This is a genomic window from Erwinia rhapontici, from assembly GCF_020683125.1.
In the GTDB taxonomy this organism is placed as follows: domain Bacteria; phylum Pseudomonadota; class Gammaproteobacteria; order Enterobacterales; family Enterobacteriaceae; genus Erwinia; species Erwinia rhapontici.
Genome location: NZ_CP085627.1, coordinates 174,905 through 194,603, shown reverse-complemented (window position 1 = coordinate 194,603; position 19,699 = coordinate 174,905). Strand labels below are relative to the sequence as shown.

General features: G+C 54.9%; 19 protein-coding genes. 9 read left to right on the top strand and 10 right to left on the bottom strand.

Annotation, left to right across the window (positions count from 1 at the left end; all coding sequences use genetic code 11):
• Positions 1-4: 4 nt before the first annotated feature.
• From LJN55_RS00805 to LJN55_RS00795, 3 genes are all read left to right on the top strand, one after another.
• Entirely contained in the window at positions 5-802 is a 798-nt protein-coding gene (locus tag LJN55_RS00805) for a type VI secretion system accessory protein TagJ (RefSeq protein WP_227535487.1), read from the top strand.
• Positions 803-812: 10 nt separating this feature from the next.
• Positions 813-1,304 carry a type VI secretion system baseplate subunit TssE gene (locus LJN55_RS00800; RefSeq protein ID WP_227535486.1) on the top strand — a complete coding sequence of 164 codons (492 nt, stop codon included), beginning with the start codon at positions 813-815 and terminating at the stop codon, positions 1,302-1,304.
• A 208-nt stretch (positions 1,305-1,512) separates the two neighbouring features.
• Complete coding sequence (locus LJN55_RS00795) at positions 1,513-1,908, top strand: polyketide cyclase (protein WP_227535485.1); 396 nt, start codon at positions 1,513-1,515, stop codon at positions 1,906-1,908.
• 60 nt (positions 1,909-1,968) lie between these two features.
• Here the strand turns inward: LJN55_RS00795 and fhuB are convergent, their stop codons facing one another.
• From fhuB to LJN55_RS00770, 5 genes are all read right to left on the bottom strand, one after another.
• On the bottom strand, positions 1,969-3,867 hold the full coding sequence (gene fhuB, locus LJN55_RS00790; RefSeq protein WP_227535484.1) for a Fe(3+)-hydroxamate ABC transporter permease FhuB: 1,899 nt from the start codon (positions 3,865-3,867) through the stop codon (positions 1,969-1,971).
• Positions 3,867-4,763, bottom strand: a complete 897-nt coding sequence (locus LJN55_RS00785) for an ABC transporter substrate-binding protein (RefSeq protein WP_159338367.1) — start codon at positions 4,761-4,763, stop codon at positions 3,867-3,869. Before LJN55_RS00785 ends, fhuB begins: the two co-directional genes overlap by 1 nt.
• Entirely contained in the window at positions 4,763-7,132 is a 2,370-nt protein-coding gene (locus LJN55_RS00780) for a TonB-dependent siderophore receptor (protein ID WP_227535483.1), read from the bottom strand. The genes LJN55_RS00785 and LJN55_RS00780 overlap by 1 nt, the downstream gene beginning before the upstream one ends.
• Before the next feature lie 90 nt (positions 7,133-7,222).
• Positions 7,223-8,275, bottom strand: a complete 1,053-nt coding sequence (locus tag LJN55_RS00775; protein WP_227535482.1) for a FecR family protein — start codon at positions 8,273-8,275, stop codon at positions 7,223-7,225.
• Between the two features lie 4 nt (positions 8,276-8,279).
• Entirely contained in the window at positions 8,280-8,780 is a 501-nt protein-coding gene (locus LJN55_RS00770) for an RNA polymerase sigma factor (protein WP_200642313.1), read from the bottom strand.
• A gap of 315 nt (positions 8,781-9,095) precedes the next feature.
• Between LJN55_RS00770 and LJN55_RS00765 the strand changes: the two genes are divergently transcribed.
• Positions 9,096-9,308 carry a YdgH/BhsA/McbA-like domain containing protein gene (locus LJN55_RS00765; protein WP_227535481.1) on the top strand — a complete coding sequence of 71 codons (213 nt, stop codon included), beginning with the start codon at positions 9,096-9,098 and terminating at the stop codon, positions 9,306-9,308.
• A 71-nt stretch (positions 9,309-9,379) separates the two neighbouring features.
• Here LJN55_RS00765 and LJN55_RS00760 read toward each other — a convergent pair whose 3' ends face one another.
• Positions 9,380-10,246 carry a helix-turn-helix domain-containing protein gene (locus tag LJN55_RS00760; RefSeq protein WP_227535479.1) on the bottom strand — a complete coding sequence of 289 codons (867 nt, stop codon included), beginning with the start codon at positions 10,244-10,246 and terminating at the stop codon, positions 9,380-9,382.
• Positions 10,243-10,860, bottom strand: a complete 618-nt coding sequence (locus LJN55_RS00755; protein WP_171149464.1) for a TetR/AcrR family transcriptional regulator — start codon at positions 10,858-10,860, stop codon at positions 10,243-10,245. The genes LJN55_RS00760 and LJN55_RS00755 overlap by 4 nt, the downstream gene beginning before the upstream one ends.
• A gap of 246 nt (positions 10,861-11,106) precedes the next feature.
• Between LJN55_RS00755 and LJN55_RS00750 the strand changes: the two genes are divergently transcribed.
• The 4 genes from LJN55_RS00750 (at position 11,107) to LJN55_RS00735 (ending at position 15,901) form a co-directional block, all read left to right on the top strand.
• Positions 11,107-12,138 carry a LacI family DNA-binding transcriptional regulator gene (locus tag LJN55_RS00750; protein ID WP_133844547.1) on the top strand — a complete coding sequence of 344 codons (1,032 nt, stop codon included), beginning with the start codon at positions 11,107-11,109 and terminating at the stop codon, positions 12,136-12,138.
• A 193-nt stretch (positions 12,139-12,331) separates the two neighbouring features.
• Positions 12,332-13,762 carry a sugar porter family MFS transporter gene (locus LJN55_RS00745; protein ID WP_227535478.1) on the top strand — a complete coding sequence of 477 codons (1,431 nt, stop codon included), beginning with the start codon at positions 12,332-12,334 and terminating at the stop codon, positions 13,760-13,762.
• A 32-nt stretch (positions 13,763-13,794) separates the two neighbouring features.
• Positions 13,795-14,715, top strand: coding sequence for a TIM barrel protein (locus LJN55_RS00740; RefSeq protein ID WP_227535475.1), 921 nt, complete (start codon positions 13,795-13,797; stop codon positions 14,713-14,715).
• Between the two features lie 13 nt (positions 14,716-14,728).
• Positions 14,729-15,901, top strand: a complete 1,173-nt coding sequence (locus tag LJN55_RS00735; protein WP_227535474.1) for a Gfo/Idh/MocA family protein — start codon at positions 14,729-14,731, stop codon at positions 15,899-15,901.
• A 53-nt stretch (positions 15,902-15,954) separates the two neighbouring features.
• Here the strand turns inward: LJN55_RS00735 and LJN55_RS00730 are convergent, their stop codons facing one another.
• Together LJN55_RS00730 and LJN55_RS00725 are read right to left on the bottom strand one after the other, a co-directional pair.
• Positions 15,955-16,338, bottom strand: a complete 384-nt coding sequence (locus LJN55_RS00730; RefSeq protein WP_227535473.1) for a hypothetical protein — start codon at positions 16,336-16,338, stop codon at positions 15,955-15,957.
• A 51-nt stretch (positions 16,339-16,389) separates the two neighbouring features.
• Positions 16,390-17,283 carry a LysR substrate-binding domain-containing protein gene (locus LJN55_RS00725; RefSeq protein WP_133844556.1) on the bottom strand — a complete coding sequence of 298 codons (894 nt, stop codon included), beginning with the start codon at positions 17,281-17,283 and terminating at the stop codon, positions 16,390-16,392.
• Positions 17,284-17,440: 157 nt separating this feature from the next.
• Here LJN55_RS00725 and pckA point away from each other — a divergent pair, with 157 nt between their 5' ends.
• Complete coding sequence (pckA, locus tag LJN55_RS00720; RefSeq protein ID WP_227535472.1) at positions 17,441-19,057, top strand: phosphoenolpyruvate carboxykinase (ATP); 1,617 nt, start codon at positions 17,441-17,443, stop codon at positions 19,055-19,057.
• Between the two features lie 49 nt (positions 19,058-19,106).
• Here pckA and LJN55_RS00715 read toward each other — a convergent pair whose 3' ends face one another.
• On the bottom strand, positions 19,107-19,634 hold the full coding sequence (locus tag LJN55_RS00715; RefSeq protein WP_133844559.1) for a cysteine hydrolase family protein: 528 nt from the start codon (positions 19,632-19,634) through the stop codon (positions 19,107-19,109).
• Between the last annotated feature and the right edge of the window lie 65 nt (positions 19,635-19,699).

Genomic DNA, 19,699 nt, shown 5'->3' with positions numbered 1-19,699 from the left:
GTAGATGGATACTACAAAGTCATTATATGGATCGTTAAAGACCGCCTCACTTGAGGAGGTTCTGGCGAATTGCTTGTCTCAGGTTAAGGCTAAACCTGATGATATCTCCTTACGTGAAACACTCTACAAACTGTACTGTATTGAAGGTTCGTGGCAAAAAGCATTGATGCAACTGCAAACCATCGAAGTCATTAATAGTGATTCATTACAAGAAGTGGAAATTGCAAAAAACCTGATATTCAGTGAATTAATCAGAGAAGAAGTGCTGCGTGGCGAACGCTTACCTGGCATGCTCAATCTTGAGTTACCCGAATGGATTAACTTGTTAAATCAGGCAAACAAGTTACTGTCTGACGGAGCGCTGAACGAACAGGACGAACTGCGCAGCCAGGCTTTCTCTTTGGTGAATGGAAGCGCTGGGAAAGGTCCGCAAATCGGTTCATTTTCATGGATTTCAGACAGTGACGGGCGTATTGGGCCTGCCTGTGAATTTATCGCTGCCGGTGGTTATCGTTGGGTACCCTTCTCCGAGATACAGTCGTTAAGCATTGAAAAGCCGAAAGAACTCATCGACTTAATCTGGTCTAAAGCCCATATTCAGACCCGTAGCGATATGTATTACGGATACATCCCTTCACGCTACCCCCTAATAGAAAATGCCAGCAAGGATGCCAAGCTCGGTTTAGTAACAGAATGGGAAGATGTCTCTGCTACCTGTTCCAAAGGATCAGGACGCAAGGTCATCATTACCGATGCAGGCGATTTCTCGTTACTGGAAAGCGGAAAAATAACGTTTACATAAGGATTCAGTGATGGAAAAGAAAAGGCAGTTTTTGCCCACATTACTGGAAAGATTACAAGATGACGATCCGAAAAAAAGCATTGAACGCTTTGATGAATTATTTTTTGATTCGAGAATGATGCGATCAATTGTTCAGAAAGATATTGCTACGATGCTGAATAATACCAACATCGAAGACAGTCTTGATGAATACAAGCACAACCTGGTGGCAGACTCAGTTGTAAACTATGGCGTGAGTGCCCTGGTCGGCAGCTTTTCCCATCAGCATAGATGGCATTCGATTGAAAAAAATATCAGAACAGCGATTCTGCGATTTGAAACAAGAATTATTCCTGAATCACTGATGGTGCGTTCGCTACTGAGCGAAGAGCATCCTACGAAAAACGGTATGATTCTTTTTGAAATAAGAGGGCTAATTGACTGGCATCCTCACCCAATCGACCTCTGTTTCCACGGACGTTATGATGTTGAGACTTCGCATGCTGAATTAAAAAGCATGTAAATAACAAGATTCCTCACCGTAGTGGAAAGCTGCGCTAACGGTGAGGAACCTTATTCAGGCAACCCACGTTAACGTTTGTCGTTTCAGTCCTCGCCTACCGCCACATACCGCCGCACTTCGCTACCCAGTTAACACAATAGAACGCTCCTCCTTCCCATCGTCCTTCCGGGATGGTTAAATCCGTTATTGACCACTGACCGGAGGTATTATGCTGTCCTCACATACTCTTAGCCTGGCTATCCATCGTAACTGGGTAGATTTGTATGAAACGATCTGGAAACCGGAGTTTTTCCCTAAGTGGGCTTCAGGTCTAAGTCAGGGGCCGCTTGAGCCGGATGGCAATGGCTGGAAAGGACGTGGCCCACAGGGACCGGTCAAAGTACGCTTCACCGAACATAATCCTTTCTGCATTATGGACCATTATATTGACAGCGGTTATAGCAAAGAAATCTTCGTCCCTATGCGTATTGTCGCCAACGAAGAGGGTTCACAGGTGTTGATCACCGTATTCCGCCAGCCACTGCTGTCGGATGAAAAATTCGCCCAGGAACTGGAATGGGTGAAACGTGATTTACAGGCGCTACACAAGTTGCTGACTACCTGACAGCCGGGGGCAAAGACGGACTTGCAGATGTTAGCCTCGGGCAGATGCGGCGGCACTCATTCAGCGCCGACGCAGTTGCCATAAAAACCAGGGCGCACCGATCAGCGAGCAAAGGATCCCTGCCGAAACAGGCCACGGCCAGGCGATGTTACGTCCGAGCCAGTCGGCCAGCACCATCAGCGTTGCCCCTAGCAATGCTGCCAGCCCAATCTGAGCGGACACACTGCGAGCACCACTGTAGCGAGCAAGCTGTGGAGCGATCAGTCCAACAAAACTCAGTGGCCCGATCAACAACGTACCACCCGCCGTTAGCGCCGCCGCCAGCAGCAGAATTAACAGACTATGGGTACGCAAATGCAGCCCCAACGACTGCGCGGGCTGTGTGCCCAATCCCAGCAGTTGCAGACCACGCCGGAACAGCAGCGTCAGAGGGATCAACAGGACCGCCAGCCCTGCCCCGAACAACGCAACGCTGGCCGTGATACCTGCGGTCGAGCCCGTTCTCCAGTTCAGCAATTGCAACGCACGCGGGTCACCGCTTAGCATCAGCAGGCTGGTCAGCGCTCCGCTGATACTGGTCAGGCATAACCCCACCAGCACCAGACGCTGTGGTTGAAAACCCCGCCGGGCCCCCAGCCATAACATCGCCCCGGTCGCCAGCAGGCTGCCGAGCAGCGCGGCAGGAAACATCCACGACAACGGTCCCGCCAGCATAAACAGCAGCAGTATCGCCAGTGATGCACCGCTGCTGATGCCCAGCAACTCAGGGCTGGCCAGCGGGTTGCGCGTCAGGCGCTGAATTAACACACCCGCCACCGCCAGCATCGCTCCGGCAGCCAGCGATCCCAGCAGCCGCGGCCAGCGCCACGCCAGCAGCATCCCTTCATTGAACTGACGATTCCATCCCAGCGACAAGCCGATTGTCAGCAACAGCAGGCAAAGGAGTAGTGCGATCTTACGCCCACCCAATGGTGGAGAAAAAGCAGGTACATCCGCTGCGGCCTGAGGAAAATGAATGGTCCGCTGGCGGGACAGCAGCAGCAGGATCAGCGGCGCACTGAATAATGCGGTAATCGCGCCCGTTGGCACATCGCCCGCCGCGGGAGAAAGTGACTGTGCCAGTTGGTCAATCAGCCATAACAGCACTGCCCCAAAGGCCAGGGTCCAGGGTAACTGCTGGCTGAAACGACGTACGCCCAGCAGCCGCACCAGTGCGGGAGCCGCCAGGCCAATAAAGCTGATAATGCCTAGCTGACTGGTGACCAACGCACTGAGCGCCACAGCGATCAACAGCGTCAGCAGGCGAACGGTCAACGGTGAAGCGCCGAGGCTGGCGGCACTCTGCTCTGACAGACCGATCAGCGTTAACGGTCGAGCCAGCAGCAGGCTTCCACCACTCAGCAGCAGCAACGGCAACAGCAGCAGACGCACACTGTCCCAGCCATTCTGACTGAGCGCCCCCGCCTGCCAGCTGAACAGATCGCTGAGATAGTCGTGGTTAAACATGACCAGCAGCGTAGAAATGGCGCTGGCATACAGGCTCAGTACCATGCCCGCGAGGAGGATGTTCAGCGTCGCCAGCTGCTGCTTCGCCACCAGCAACAGCAGTAACAGAGTGGTGATGCCCGCGCCCACTAGCGCCACCGGTGCCATCCCCCACACCAGCAGACCGGGTGCCAGCACCAGCGCCAGCGCAATCGCCAGATTCGATCCAGCGGCTACGCCAAGAGTGGCAGGTTCGGCCAGCGGATTACGCAGTACCTGCTGGAAAAGCAGACCGGCCAGCGCCAGGGCGCCTCCGGCCAGCAGGCTGATCGTCAGTCGGGGGAGAAAACTGTAGTGCAGCAGCAGGTGACCGTTGCCCTTGTCGTGCAACAACGGCAACAGATGGTGGGCCGTCAGCGTCAGCGCCAACAGCAGCAAACCGCAGAACAGCGCCAGCGGCGCATAGCGTGACATCAGGGTTCACTCAGCAGCCGCAGCGCCAGGCTGTCGGCAAGGCGCAGGGCGGTGCGTACACCACCAAACGGAAAAAAGGGGGGCAGCGGGACGGCATCGCCCTGCTGCACCAGAGGAAGATGCTGCCACAACGCGCTGGACTGCCGTGCCTTGCGCAGCCGGTCAGCGGTAGTGGGCAATTCACTATAAAATAGCCGGGTATCAGCCAGAGTCGCCAGACGATCGATGCTGACATTCGCCAACCCAATGCGGTTACCCGGCTGTTGCCAGGCATTTACCAGCCCCAGCCGATCCAGTACGCACTGCACCAGACTGTGCTGGCCATAAACCGTGGCATGCTTACCGTCCTGATTGAGCACCGCCACACACACTTTCGGACGCGCACGCGTCGCCAGTTGCTGTCGTAAATCAGCCAGATGCTGGCTGGCCGCATCCAGCAATTGTTGTGCCTGCGCCAAACGATTAAGCCGGGCCGCCAGCGGCAGCAGCCAGTCACACAGCGACTGCCAGGCATCCCCCTCCGCCGGGTAGATATTCACCACTTCCACCGGAGCAATCCGCGCCAGCGCCGCCAGGATTGACGGCGACAGCGCATCACTGAGGATCAGTGATGGCCGCAGTTGGGCAAGATACTCCAGATTGGGTTCCCAGTAAGGGCCGATATCCCTGACCACGGCAGGCAGCACCGGGTCGGGGATGCGGCGGCGAAAATAGCCGCTGTCGGAGATCGCCAGCGGCGTGATCCCGAGCGTCAGCATCAGCTCCGCTGCCGCCCAGTTAATCGCCACAATGCGATCTGTCGCCAGCGGCTGCGCGTACAGATCGCGACTGAACGCCAGCGGTGCCAGCAACAGCGCTTTCAGGCAGTCGCGCCGCCGCCACAATCCCTGTGACATCAGAAGTTATATTTCACGGAACCAATCAACGTACGCTCCTGGCCCGGATAGCAGCTGGTGGTGCCGTCACAGGTGCCAACATACTGATGGTTCAGCAGATTCTGCACATTCATCCCGAAGGTCAGATGCTGGTTAACCTTATACGCAGCGCCCGCATCAACCAGAGCAAAGTTCTTCACCGCCACCGTATTTTCATTATCGCCATACATGCTGCCGACGTAGCGTGCGCCGCTGTTCAGCGTCAGGCCATTCAACACGCCTTGGGTGAAGCCATAGCTCAACCATACTGACGCCATATGTTTCGGGACGTTAGCCTGTTTATTGCCCTGCACGCCGTCATTGCTCTTGGTGATTTCCGTATCGGTATAGCTGTAAGACGCCAGCGCATGCAGATTTTGCGTCAGCTTCGCCTGGGTTTCCCACTCAATACCGCGTGAACGCACTTCGCCTGAGGCCGTCTGGTAACCGGTCGCCAGGCCATTGACCAGTTCGTTGGTCAGCACATTGGTTTTGGTGATTTCAAAGGCTGCCAGCGTCATCAACAGGTCAGCATCGGGCTGGTATTTGATCCCGGCCTCAACCTGGTGTGCCTTACTCGGCGTGAACGTATTATTGCTGCTGTCTGTCCCGCTGTTCGGCGTAAAGGACTCAGCATAACTGATATATGGCGCCAGGCCGTTACCCACCAGCCAGGTCAACCCGGCGCGACCGGTCCAGGCATCTTTATCCAACCAGCTGGTGTTCTCCGTCAGGTTGTTCTGGGTACGCATACTGATATCGTCATGCCGCCCCCCCACGGTCAGCAGCCAGTTCGGCGTCAGGGAGATCTGGTCCTGCGCATAGACGCCAAGCTGGGAGGTGGTCTGATTGTTATTATTCACCAGCGTGGTCGGGTCAGAAATATCCACACCGTACTGTGGCTGGAAGATATTCAGCGTCGGAGCAGCCTGGTTAAAGCGTTTTGCGTTACCGTCCAACCAGCTGTAATCGATGCCGGTCAGCAAAGTGTGATTGATCGTACCAGTGGCAAAATCAGCCTGTAACTGGTTGTCGATGTTGAACGCCTGCATATGCTCATCAAAACGCACAGCATTACGTGCCTGGGTGCCTGCGGTGTAATCCGTCGCGCCCGGCAGCAGGTTATTGAGGATGGTATCGGTCTGACCAAAACGCAGGTTCTGGCGCAGCTGGATAGCATCATTCAGTTGATGACTAAACTCATAACCCACGGTGAACTGCTCGTTGCGGAAATGGTTATAGCTGTAATCGCCCAGCAGCGTATCGGTGACTTTGCCATCAGGCTCCGTCAATACGGCGATGGTGCCGCCGGAGCTGTCGCGCAGGTAGTCGGCACGCAGCGTCAGGCTGGTGTCGGCATTCGGCAGCCAGGTGAATGAGGGGGCGATATACACGCGATCATCTTTCACTTTCGGGCCGTTGGCGTACTGGAACTGGGTATTGCTGTCGCGCGCTACCCCCACCAGACGGTAGAGATAACGGCTGTCATCATTAATCTTGTCGCTAAGGTCGAACTGCAGCTGGCGGCGGTCGAAGTTGCCAAGCTGCACTTCCACTTCATGCACGCCCTGGGCGGTCGGCAGTTTGCTGACGCGGTTGATAATGCCACCGGCATCACCCAGGCCAAACAGGGTGGATGACGGGCCGCGTACCACATCGATGCGTTCCAGTGCATACGGCTCGGTACGGAAATAGCTGTAGCTGTTGTTGAGCTGGCGCAGACCGTCACGATAGTCGTTAGTGGTTAATGCATTGAAGCCACGAATATAAATCCAGTCATAGCCTTTTGGGTCAACGCCGTAGGTTTCGGTTTTTACCCCCGGCACATAGCGCAGTGCTTCCGTCACACTTTGTACGTTCTGGCGGTCCATCTGCTGGCGACTGATCACGGAGACTGACTGCGGGACGTCCAGCAGTGAGCTGTTGGTTTTGGTGGCGCTGCTGGTCTGCTGCGGAACACTGCCGCCCTGCTGGCCGCTGTTGGCGGTGACTGTCAGCGTGTTGCCATCCAGGGTATCGCCCGGCTCGACGGTGACCATATCGTTCTGGCGACTGTAGTGCAGGCCACTGCCCTGTAACAGGCGGTCGAGGGCGCTTTCCAGCGTCATGGTGCCGCTCACGGCAGGGGCGGTTTTATTGGCGACCGCCGATGGCGCAACGATAAGCTGAACGCCAGCCTGTTGTGCCAGCGCGTTCAGCGCCGACGACAACGGCTGCTGCGGCAGTGAAACTGCCACGGTTGTACTTGCCGCAGCAGCATAAGGCGCCAGCGTATTCAGTGCGATAGCCAGCGATACTGCGCTGTATTTAAGAGATTTTCCCGGCAGTGCAGCAAAGGTAAACAGAGCCATGTGTCAGTTCCCAAAGGTTATGTAATAAGAATCATTTCCCTTAGTAGACGCATAGATCGACAAAACCCTGACGTCACATCGCCATTTTTTTTACGACTTTTTTGCTTTGCTGTTACGCGGCACGATCAGTGTGCTGTCACCCTGCTTCTTCAGTACCACCGGCAGCACGGCGGGTAGCGCTCTGGCAAAACTGTCCAGCCGCTGCAATTCGAAACTTCCTGTGATGCGCAAATCCGCCAGCTGCGGATCTGCCTGATAGTTCACCGCACCGTAGCGGGCGAATTCGGCCAGCGCCAGCGGTAGCGGGGTGTTATCAAAGTTGACTCGCGCCTGCTGCCAGGGGGCGACCGCCTGCGGAGCAATGGCGTTTTCTGCCACCAGCAAACCACGGGCATCACTGCGGCCCTGTTGCCCGGCGCGCAGCACCTGAAGATGAGCATCAGCCTGAGACAGTCCAACGGTTTTCACCAGTCGCCACCAGCTGTATTCCCAGCCTGACAGCGGGCCAACGCGCACGGCACCGGAACGCACTGCGACATCCACCCCTGCCCCACTCATCGAGTGCGGAATATAACGAACGCTGAAGGCGGTGCCGAGTACCGTCACCCGTGACGGGCCACTACGCACCGTCAGAGGGCGTTCTGCCTGATGCGCCACCTGGAAAAAGGCCTGCCCCTGCTCCAGCCACACTTCGCGCCGCTGCGGATAAAAAGCAACACGCAGCCGGGTGCCTGCATCCAGATTCAGTTCACTGCCGTCAGGAAGGGTAATCAGACGCTGTTCGCCGCGTGCAGTGGCGTAGCTCTGTTCGAACTGAGCCGGGGCGAGGCTCTGCCAGGCAGGCCAGACCAGCACCGCCAGCAACAGCATCGCCAGTGCAGGCCAAAGCAGTCGGGTCCGCCGTGTCGGGGCGGACAGTTCGCGCCGGGTTTGCTGGCGCAGGCGGGCAATATCAGCCGCAGGCAACGCACCCAGCTGCTGCCACAGGCGCTGCGCCCGGGCAAACTCAGCAGCATTGTCGTCATCAGCCTGCCAGCGCGCAAACTCCCGCTGCTGCCGGGGCGTTAACCCCGCCTGCTGTTGCAGTAGCCAGTGCTGGGCTTTCTCCGCCCGTTTGGTACGTGAGGAATCAGAAGTATTCATCGCATTATCCCTTGCTGTCCTGCCAGCGTTCGCTGCATTCCCGGCAGGCCGTCATCGCCCGAATAATATGTTTTTCAACCATATTGGTGGAAATCCCCATCAGCTTCGCCACCTCATTCTGTGAGAGCCCGTCAAAACGGTGCAGCACGAACGCCTGACGGCAGCGCGGTGGCAGACTGTCGATAGTCGCCATCAGTTGAGCCGCATACTGCCGGCTTTCGGCCTGAGCCTCAGGCTGCCAGCCGCCGGGTGCGACAATACAGGATTCATCGATGTCATCAAGGTTTTCATGGGATTGACGCTGCTGATGGCGATAGCGGTCGACCAGCAGGTTACGTGCGATGTGATAGAGCAGGCCGCGCGGTGATTGCACCGGCCCACCGGATGGCAACGTCAACGCCCGGCTGAACGTTTCCTGCGTCATCTCCTGGGCGCTGTCGCGGTCGCGCAGCTTACGCGTCAGAAAGCGCAGGACTTCTACATAATACTGTTCAAACGCTGACACGATAGGTTCTCACTGGCGACAGAGCAAAGCGGCCGCGTGAGCGTAGCATTAAGTTGAATGATAATCATTTTTATTATTACGCGAAAGGAAGGGCTATTTTCGGGCAGCGAATGTCATGCAGCGTCAATCTACAGCGTGAAAGAGCGTTGTCAGTCAGTGTTGTGCAAGCAATGTAAAGCGCCGTCAGTTTTCAATCAAATTATTTGATAAAGATAAGCAAATCACTCCGCTATCACTACTTCATTAGCAAGCGTAGTATTGCTTTCAACGAGGCAAAACGCCTTAATCAAACAAACTCAATAAAGGAATCACCCCATGAAATCCATCAAAACTTTTGCAGCAGTTATCGTACTTTCTACCCTCTCTTTCGCCAGCTTTGCACAGAGCGTGACGGCAACCGGTTCAACGCTGGACAGCGCAGAAGCCAGCATCGCCGCTCAGGCACAGCAGGCGGGTGCATCGTCTTACAAAATTACTGAAGCCAATACCAACAACGGCGTTCATATGACAGCTGAACTGCTGAAATAACACCGACAGACAGTTTACGGTTATATGCCCGGTCCCTGGATAACAGGGAACGGGCATACCCGATCCTGCAATCAGACAATCACTGGCACATAGTAGTCAATGCGAGCGGTACCGGAACTTCTGATGCGCTGCGGATCGATGCGCTCAATGTCGTAGCCATCACGGCGCACCGCGCCCGCTGTCGGCAGCGCATGTTCATAAATCAGCTTGATGAAATCAGCGAACTGCTGCACATCGCCGCTGAAAGTGAAATGCAGATAAGTTTGCTTTTCGATATCCACCTGCACCAAAGGCTCTTCCCCACTTGCCGTATCAGGATCAAAGCAGGCCAGGTACTGCAGGGTGGCGCAATCATCGGCACGCGGGCCACCTTTGATCACATTGGTCAGACCGTACAGCGCGGTGGGTTTTGCCACCGCTGACGCCAGTCGCTCCCGCCATAAAATGGCGCGTTGATCCCAGCAAAAGTGGCAAATGGTATCCAGCGTGAAAGCATAATCCGTCACGCGCCCCTGCAAGGTCATCGCATCCAGCTCGACCAGTTGACCTTCAGGAACAGCCATTTCGCTGAGGTTAATCGGCGGACACAACCCTTTGCATGACCAGTGCAACGCATCACGATACTGTGCGGGCGTCACATTGAAATGGCGCTTGAAGGTTTTGTGGTAGACGTTATGGCTGGAGAAACCGTGCTCACTGCCAACGGAGTCGATCTGTTTATCAAACAGACGCAGCATCACCGCACTGGAGGTCAGCCGCCGCTGACGACAATACGATGCCAGCTTCTGCCCGGTCACCTCTTTGAAAATACGTTGCAGATGCCATTTTGAATAGCCCGACTTTTCAACAAAGTCGTTAATGGTCAGCGGCGTATGGATATTCCCTTCCAGCCAGTGCAGCAGTTGATGAACAACTTCCTGTTTGAAGGTCGTTTTCACGATAAAGGTCGCTCTCTGGTGAGTGTCAGCAAAATGTTTTTCAGGGATAACGCGTCACGAATGCCGCGGGCATTACCCAGTGAATAGGCCAGCCATGCGCCATCGGCCGCCAGTCGTGCCACCTCATGCTGTGGAAGACTGTCCGTCTCGTGGTGGCGTTGCAGTCGCCCCGCCAGCCACAACGACCAGCGTTCACACAGCTCGGGTGATGCCATCATCGACAGCGATAACGGGATCCTCAGGCTTTTCTCCGCCTGTAAAATGTCATCAAACGCCACGCTAATATACGCACGTGTGAAGCAACCGGATGATGGCTCATCAGCGGCCATGACACGGTCAATAGCTTGTTCATTCTCCGCGAGGAAACTTTCGAAGACCGCATCCAGCAGCGCCTGCTTATGGGGAAAATGATGAAAGAACCCGCCTTTCGTCACGCCCGCAGCAGCAGACACGGCCTGAACAGTGACGCCTGTCAGCCCCTCGAGGGCGGCAAGTTCGGCAGCGGAGTGGATCAGCGCCGCCCTGACCTGTTCCGGTTGTTTTTTACGCTTATAACCCCGTTCACAGCAGAGCGCTTCGCGCAGTGAATGAGATGATGTGGGATGTTTAATCATGACGTTTTCGGCTAAAAGATACCACGCGGTATGTTTGCAGAAAGATAGCATAATTTTGGAAATATCTGGTTTTTTTTACCTTTACTGACACCGGCCAAAAATGAAATTTTTAAATCTTATTTTGTGCACAATAAAAAAAATAATCTGATGAGCGTCATGTCCTGAGTATTTAGTCCTCTGCCTGTACTGTTGCCCTGTGGGCAGACGTGATAGTTTTTTGTCATTGCTTATATCAGGGAATCCAGGATGAAAAAAACCACATTAACGGACATCGCCCGCGAAGCTGGCGTGGGTGTTGCCACGGTCGACAGGGTACTGAACCGACGAGCTCCCGTTCGCCCGGACACCGAACATCGCGTGGTTCAGGCCGCGTCCCGGCTCGGCTATCGTTTTGATCCTGATTTTCTTAACGTCAGCGCCCCACGCCAGAGTTCAGGTTCGCTGCGGATTGGCGTCATTCTGCTGTCGCGTGACTACTCGTTCTACGATACGTTTTCCCGGGCACTGGAACAGCACGCCGCACCGTATTTACAGGAGGGCACCCGCATTGAATTCGCCTTTCATGATATCCATGCCATTGAAGAAACGGCGGCAACGATTGATGAACTGAGCGATCACGTTAACGTGCTGGCACTGATCGCGCTGGATAATGCGCTCATCCGTCGGGCGGTGGAGAAAGCCACCCAAAAAGGCGTAAAAGTATTTACCGTTCTCTCCGATCTCTCGCCCTGTGGCCACGCCGGGTATATCGGCCTGGATAACCGAAAAGCGGGCCGAACCGCCGCATGGGCTGTTCAGCGTCTGAGCGGCCCACCGGGAAAAGTCGGGGTGATTGTCGGTGATAATCGCTTTTTATGTCAGGAAACGTGCGAAATCAGCTTCCGTTCGTACCTGCGGGAATACGCCACCGGCCATACGGTACTGGAACCGGTTAAGAGTTTTGAAAACGTTGAGCGGGGCTATCAGGTCACTGCCGAACTGATTCATCGCCACCCGGAATTGTCCGTGATCTATGCGCCCTGCGGCGGCGTGGAAGGTGTCGTCAATGCCCTGCGTGACAGTGCCCGGCGGCAGGACATTACGTTAATCTGCCACGGCCCGTTGCAGGATGCTCAGCTGGCACTGATCGACGGCACGCTGGATATCATGATAGCCCATCGACTGGACGAGCTGGCCGCCCGCGTCATTGAGGCGATGCAGCAAGCCAGCATCGAGGAACGTGGTGGCTTTATCGCCCTGACTAGCAGTTTCGAATTGATAACCAAAGAGAATTACTGACGCACTGCGGGTCAACAGCGAAATCCGACAGAACTATCGAATAACTCACTGAAATAGCGGAAATGATAGAATATTATCATTCAAAGCTATCAAAAATAGTGAGATCACCATCAAAAAACAAACATTCCATCATTGTAGGTAATGGAATGTTTGTTTGATACTCCCTTCAAATAATAATTGAAGGATCTCCTCCGTGCCTCTATCAACACCAAAACATAACATGGCCTATGTGATGGCGATTTGCGCCGTTGCTGCCCTCGGTGGTCTGCTGTTTGGCTATGATTCGTCGGTCATCTCCGGCGCTATCGAACCTATCAGCCACCACTATCAACTCTCACCTGCCGAAACGGGCTGGGCGGTGTCTAACGTCATCATCGGCTGTGTTATTGGCTGTCTGGTGGCAGGAAAACTGGCTGACCGTTATGGCCGTAAAAAAATGCTGATCGTCACCGCCATTCTGTTTGTGGTCTCCGTTGCCGGCACTGCACTGGCCCCGGACTTCACCACCTTTGTGGTGTTCCGCATTATCGGCGGACTGGGCATCGGCCTTGCCTCGGTGATCTCCCCTATCTACATTGCCGAAGTCGCGCCGAAAGATTATCGCGGTCGGGCCATGACCATGCACATGATCTGCTGCGTTGGCGGCCAGGTGCTGGTCCTGCTGACCAACTACCTGATTGCCAAAAATGCCGATCCAGAGTGGCTGAATGCCTACGGCTGGCGCTGGATGCTGGGTGCCGCCTTTGTTCCCTGCATCCTGTTCTTCCTGTTTGTCGGCTTTATTCCTGAGTCACCCCGCTGGAACGCGATGGTCGGCCGCAACGAGCAGGCACTGAAAACCCTGTCGCGCATCTCCACTCCTGAGCATGCACAACGCGTGATGAACGAGATCCAGGAGTCGCTGCGTTATAACGCCGATAAGCAGGTGAACCGCGAGCGCGTCAGCTTCAACCGTAAGACCTCGATCTTCCTGGTGATTGGCGTTGGCCTGGCCATCTTTAACCAGCTCACCGGCATCAACGTCATCCAGTATTTTGGCCCGACCTTGCTGATGAACGTGACCCATAACATGCAGGAAGCGATGTACATGACCATCTGGCTGGCGGTGCTGCAGTTTGTGGGCGTGGTGGTCGGCATGATGCTGATCGACAAAATGGGACGCAAATCACTGCTGCTGATCGGTTCCCTCGGCTCTGCCGTCTGCCTGCTGATCACCTTCTATACCTTCTACAGCGGCATGACCGGCTGGGTCTCCGTTATCGGCCTGTTCGGCTTTATGTTCCTGTTCGGCGGCACCTGGGGCCAGGTGGTGTGGACGGTGATTGGTGAAATCTTCCCCACCCGCCTGCGCGGTGCTGGCATGGGCTTCTCTATCTGCGCCATGTGGGCCGGTAACTTCTTTGTCAGCCAGTCCTTCCCGATGATGAACCAGAACGCCTATCTCAACGATAACTTCCACGGCGCCTTCCCACTGCTGCTGTTCGCGGTGTGTTCACTGGCTTCCTGGTGGTTTGTGAAAGCTCTGCTGCCTGAAACCAAAGGGGTTTCACTGGAAAAAATGGAAGCGCTGATTCTGGAACGCTTCAACACCCCCCAACAAGAAAGCAAAACAGCCACTCGCTGAGTGCGATTTATTGATAAAGAAAGGACACCGAAATGACTATTCATATTGCTAACGCACCCTGCAGCTGGGGCGTCGATGACCCAAAGAACCCGCACCTGCCGCCGTATGAGAAAGTGCTGAAAGAAGCCGCACAGGCCGGTTACAAGAGCATAGAGCTGGGTCCCTTGACGTATCTGCCAACCGACCCGGCACTGCTGACCGAAAAACTGAACCAGTACGGGCTGACGATTGTGGCGGGCACCCTCTTTGACGATCTGGTGAGCGAAGCGAACTTCCCGGCGATGATTGAGCTGACGCATAACCTGTGCCGCAATGTCTCGCAAGTGCCGACGGCAACCCCGACTCACGGCGACAACCTTCCTGCGCCCTACCTGGTGATTATCGACTTTGGCGATGCAGAACGCGCACGTCTTGCCGGGCAGTACGATAAAGCCGTGCGCCTGTCCGACACCGACTGGCAGCGCATGATGAGCCACATCACCGAGATCAGCCGTATCGCCAAAGGGTACGGCGTGCGCCCGGTTATCCATCCGCATGCAGGCGGCAGCATTGAGTTTGCCGATGAATTGGCAAAACTGGTGCAGGACATCCCGCACAGCGTGGCTGGCCTGTGTCTGGATACCGGGCATCTGTACTACGCCGGTATGGACCCGATCCCTGCGCTCGCACAGTACTTTGACCGAATCGACTACCTGCACTTTAAGGATGTTAACGACAAGGTATTCCGCGATGTGATCGCCCGTGAGCTGGACTTCTTCACCGCCTGTGCCGAAGGGGTGATGTGCCCGATTGGCAAAGGGGCCATCGACTACCCGGCAGTGCGTGCCTTCCTGGCCGAACGCCACTACCAGGGCTGGATCACCATTGAACAGGAACGTGACCCGCGCAATGCCGATGGCAGCCTGCACGACGTGACCGAAAGCCTGCGTTACCTCAACTCTGTTGGATTCTGATTAAGGACTTACCATGATTAACGGCATCAAACCTCTCGATCGCTCCCTGCGCTGGGGCATGGTTGGCGGCGGCGGCACCAGCCAGATCGGCTATATCCACCGTTCAGCGGCACTGCGTGACAACACCTTTACCCTGGTGGCGGGCGCATTTGATATTGATGCGGCACGCGGCCGCGCCTTCGGTGAAAGCCTGGGCGTGACGGGCGATCGCTGCTATCCCGATTATCAGACGTTATTCCAGCAGGAAGCTGGGCGCGCTGAAGGCATTGAAGCCGTATCCATCGCCACGCCGAACAACACGCATTTCGCCATCTGTAAAGCCGCGCTGGAATCGGGCCTGCACGTGGTGTGTGAGAAACCGTTGTGCTTCACCACCGCAGAAGCCAAAGAGCTGGCGGAACTCAGCAAAAAACAGAATAAAATCATCGGTGTCACCTACGGTTATTCAGGCCATCAGCTGATCCAACAGGCGCGCAGCATGATTGCGGAAGGCCTGCTGGGCGATATCCGTATTGTGAATATGTCGTTCTCCCACGGCTTCCACAATGAAGCGGTGGAACTGGCGAACCCCAGCACCCGCTGGCGTGTTGACCCGAAATTTGTCGGGCCAAGCTACGTACTGGGCGATCTGGCCACGCATCCGCTGTTCCTCGCGGAAACCATGCTGCCTGACCTGAAAATCACGCGTCTGATGTGTTCCCGCCAGAGCTTTGTGAAAACCCGTGCGCCGCTGGAAGATAACGCCTTTGTGCTGATGGAATACGACAACGGTGCCGTGGGATCGCTGTGGTGCTCTGCGGTGAACTGCGGATCGATGCATGGTCAGAAGATCCGCGTGATCGGATCGAAAGCCAGCCTGGAGTGGTGGGACGAGCAGCCGAACCAGTTACGCTATGAAATTCAGGGCGAGCCGGTACGCATTCTGGAGCGCGGCATGGGCTACCTGGCCCCGCGTGCGCTGGAAGAAGACCGTATCGGTGGCGGCCATCCGGAAGGGTTGTTCGAAGCCTGGTCAAACCTCTATCGTCGCTTTGCCGTAGCAATGGATGCCACCGATCGTGGTGATAAAGCGCTGCTGGCAGACTTCTGGTACCCGGATGTTCATGCGGGTGTTGCCGGTGTGCAGTGGGTTGAACGCTGTGTTGAGTCGGCCGATGCCGGCGCGACCTGGGTCGATTTCGAATAACGACGCTGTAGAGCGGGCCTCGGCACGCGACGTCCTGTCGCGTGACGTCCGGCTTATCTCAAACTGGCCCCATCCCCCGTACAATAGTGCTCGCTGTGAGTGTCAAAACTGCCATAACATGATGCTCTCTGCGGATTGATTTGGGTTTTGACCTGGGTTTTGACGTTAACGCTCTCCAACACTGACACAATATAAAGCCAGCAAGGAATGGAAAAGAAAAAAACATCTTTCTTTTCCCTGCTGGTCTTTATATAAATCAGTGTGATTAGCGCTATCAGTATGATGACAACATAGAAAAACTGTAGAGGCACATTTTCTTTTACGGCTATAAAAGAAAAATACAGCACAATGCTTGATAACACTTTGAAAGGTTTTAATTTCCTTGTGAACGCCAGAATACCCATACATAAAAAAAGTAAAGCCGTCGCTTCAGCCATGTTTTCCTCCTTGAAAATAATTTTATAATATCATCGATTAACAGTATTATTTTATTCCCGCCGTGTCGGTTGCGCGCGAATATACTGCCAAAACCGTTCAGCGGAAAGGTTCAGCCTGGAACCGGAACGGTAAACATAGGCGCTGATCCCGAGGGAAACAGAAGGGTCCATAATCGCCAGTTTTCCCTGACTGAGTTCCTCTTTTATTGAGTACTGCGGTAACCAGCCCACACCCTGCCCGTTAACGATCATACGCTTTAACAGCTCACTCATCGACGAGACAAAACGCAGCGTAAAAGTGTCCTCAGACAATGTGTCGATCACCTGGTTAACCTGCCGTCCCATATAGCTGTCGGTAGCGTATTTCATTAACGGCAAAATATCGTGGCTCAGGGAGTACAACGGCTGACCACCATCATCGCAGGGGGTGACCAGATGGAGATGAGAATCAAAAATCTTGTGATGAACAAAGGGATAGTTCATTAACTCTTCGTTATAAAAACTCAGAATAAAATCACATTTTCCCTCTTTCAGGTTATAGACCGCATCATTCACATTAATCGATTCCACATAGTGGATGCGCTCATTACTGTCGTTGTATCCGGCAATCATTTCGGGCAGCCACAGCACGGAAAGAGAGGGCGCGGCATCGATCTTGATGCTCTGCCGGAGGTTATCTAACCCTTTGATGCGGTTGAGCTGAAAATCCATATCGTCCAGCATATTGCGCGCATAGCCGATGAAGTTTTTACCCTGTTGCGTCAGCTGTAACGGGTTTTTGCTGCGATCAAAAATCATAAAACCCAGCGCGGATTCCAGCGACTGTATGCGTCGGCTAAACGATGACTGTGAGATGTTCCTTTTCTCCGCCGCCAGGGTAAAGCTCCGGCTCTCTTCCAGTGCAATCACATCATAAAACCATTTCACTTCAAGGTTACCGATCACCGCTGTCCGTCTCCCGCATCGCAAAAATAGTATGCAAATTTTGCATCCAGAATAGAAATTATGCAATTAAAGCATCTGTTATCCGATGCTAGTATCCGTGGAATAGTTCGCAACAAACCATTAACTCATCCTCAGCCCCTAAATAGTCAGGTATCTCATGTCCAGCACTGCATCCCTTAACACAGCCTTGTCAGACCTTGGAATCACCGACCTCCAGGACGTGATTTACAACCCCAGCTATGAACTGCTGATGGCGCATGAAACCGCGGCGGACTTAGTGGGCTGGGAACGCGCAACCATTACCGCCTCCGGTGCAGTAGCCGTGGATACCGGGGAATTCACCGGACGTTCACCGCGTGATAAATACATCGTGCGCGATGCACTGACCGAAGATAACGTCTGGTGGTCGGATGCCGGTCAGGGCCGCAACGATAACCATCCTCTCTCACCTGCCGTCTGGTCAGAGCTGCGTGCACTGGTCTGCACGCAGCTGTCAGGTAAAAAACTCTACGTTGTCGATGCCTGGTGTGGTGCGAATAAAGACTCGCGACTGGCAGTGAGGGTGGTGACCGAGGTCGCCTGGCAGGCACATTTCGTGAAAAACATGTTCATTGTCCCTTCCGCAGAAGAGCTGGCGAACTTTACCCCTGACTTCACCGTGATGAACGGCTCCAAATGCACCAACAGCCAGTGGCAGGCTCAGGGGATGAACTCTGAAAACTTTGTGGCCTTCAATCTCACCGAGAAAATCCAGCTTATCGGCGGCACCTGGTACGCGGGTGAAATGAAAAAAGGTCTGTTCTCGGTGATGAACTACCTGCTGCCACAGCGTGGCATCGCCTCGATGCACTGCTCTGCTAACCGCGGCGCGGCGGGTGATGTCGCTCTGTTCTTCGGCCTGTCAGGCACCGGGAAAACCACGCTTTCCACCGATCCACTGCGCGAGTTGATTGGTGATGATGAACACGGCTGGGATGCCGAGGGCGTGTTCAACTTCGAAGGCGGTTGCTATGCCAAAACCATCAACCTCAGTGAAGCCGCAGAGCCGGAGATCTACCGCGCTATTCGTCAGGATGCGTTGTTGGAAAACGTGGTGCTCAAAGAGGATGGAACCGTCGATTACGCGGATGGCAGCAAAACCGAGAACACCCGCGTGTCCTACCCCATCTCGCACATTGAGAATATTGTCAGGCCGGTGTCCGCCGCAGGTCACCCGTCGAAGGTGATTTTCCTTGCCGCTGATGCCTTCGGCGTACTGCCTCCGGTCTCACGCCTGACCCGCGAACAGATGAAGTATCACTTCCTGTCTGGGTTTACCTCAAAATTAGCCGGAACAGAACGCGGCATCACCCAGCCGACACCGACGTTCTCGGCCTGCTATGGCGCGGCGTTTTTAATGCTGCCGCCAACGTGCTATGCCAGCGTGCTGGAAGAAAAAATGAATGAGACTCAGGCGGAAGCCTGGCTGGTTAACACCGGATGGAATGGCGCAGGCAAACGCCTGTCACTGCGGGATACGCGCACTATCATCAACGCGATCCTGAACGGCACCATTGAGCAAAATGATAGCCAGTTGCCGATCTTCGGGCTGGCTATCCCGGCGCAGGTGCCGGGTGTTGACGATGCGCTGCTCGACCCGCGTAATGGCTGGGAAAGCGCAGAAGCGTGGCAGCAGGCAGCCGAAAAATTAGCCCAGCTGTTTGTCGCGAATTTCGAGCAGTACACCCGCACGGAAGAGGGTGCACGCATCGCCCAGGCAGGCCCGACCGCATAACAGGCAAAGCCGGCATTGAGGCTTTTTCTGCCTCAATGCCGATAACTGACTAAAAACGGATCTCTTGCGTCGTCAGCAGCTGCACAAATGGCCCCGACAACGTCGCATTATGATGGGCAATAATCTGCTCTGCCGTTAACACCGCATTATCCGTGGTGCTGTGTGCATCGCTTACCAGCACCACCTCAAATCCCCGATCTGCCGCCGCACGACACGTGGTATCCACGCAATATTCGGTCTTCATCCCCACGATCACCAGCCGTTTTATCCCGGCATTCTGTAGCCAGGCCAGTAACGGTGTGTCGGCAAAACAGCTCGGACGCGTTTTGTTAAAACAGCGGTCAGAATCCAGCAGTGGCAGTTCAGGTGCGATTTGCCAGAGTTCACTGCCTGCGGCAATCGGTGAACCCGCCGCGCCGGTGTGCTGGGCAAAAAACAGCGGTATCTGCTGCGCGCGCGCCGATGTGATCAAATAGGAAACGTGATCCAGCAACTGTGCTTTGTTATGGGGCACCTGCGGGCCGTGCAGTAAACCTGCCTGCATATCGATCACGAGCAACGCGGAGGCGTCAGACATGGCATTTCTCCTTTATTCTGGCTTCAGTTGAACCGGCAACAACGGAGAACAATGCAGCCCCGTCG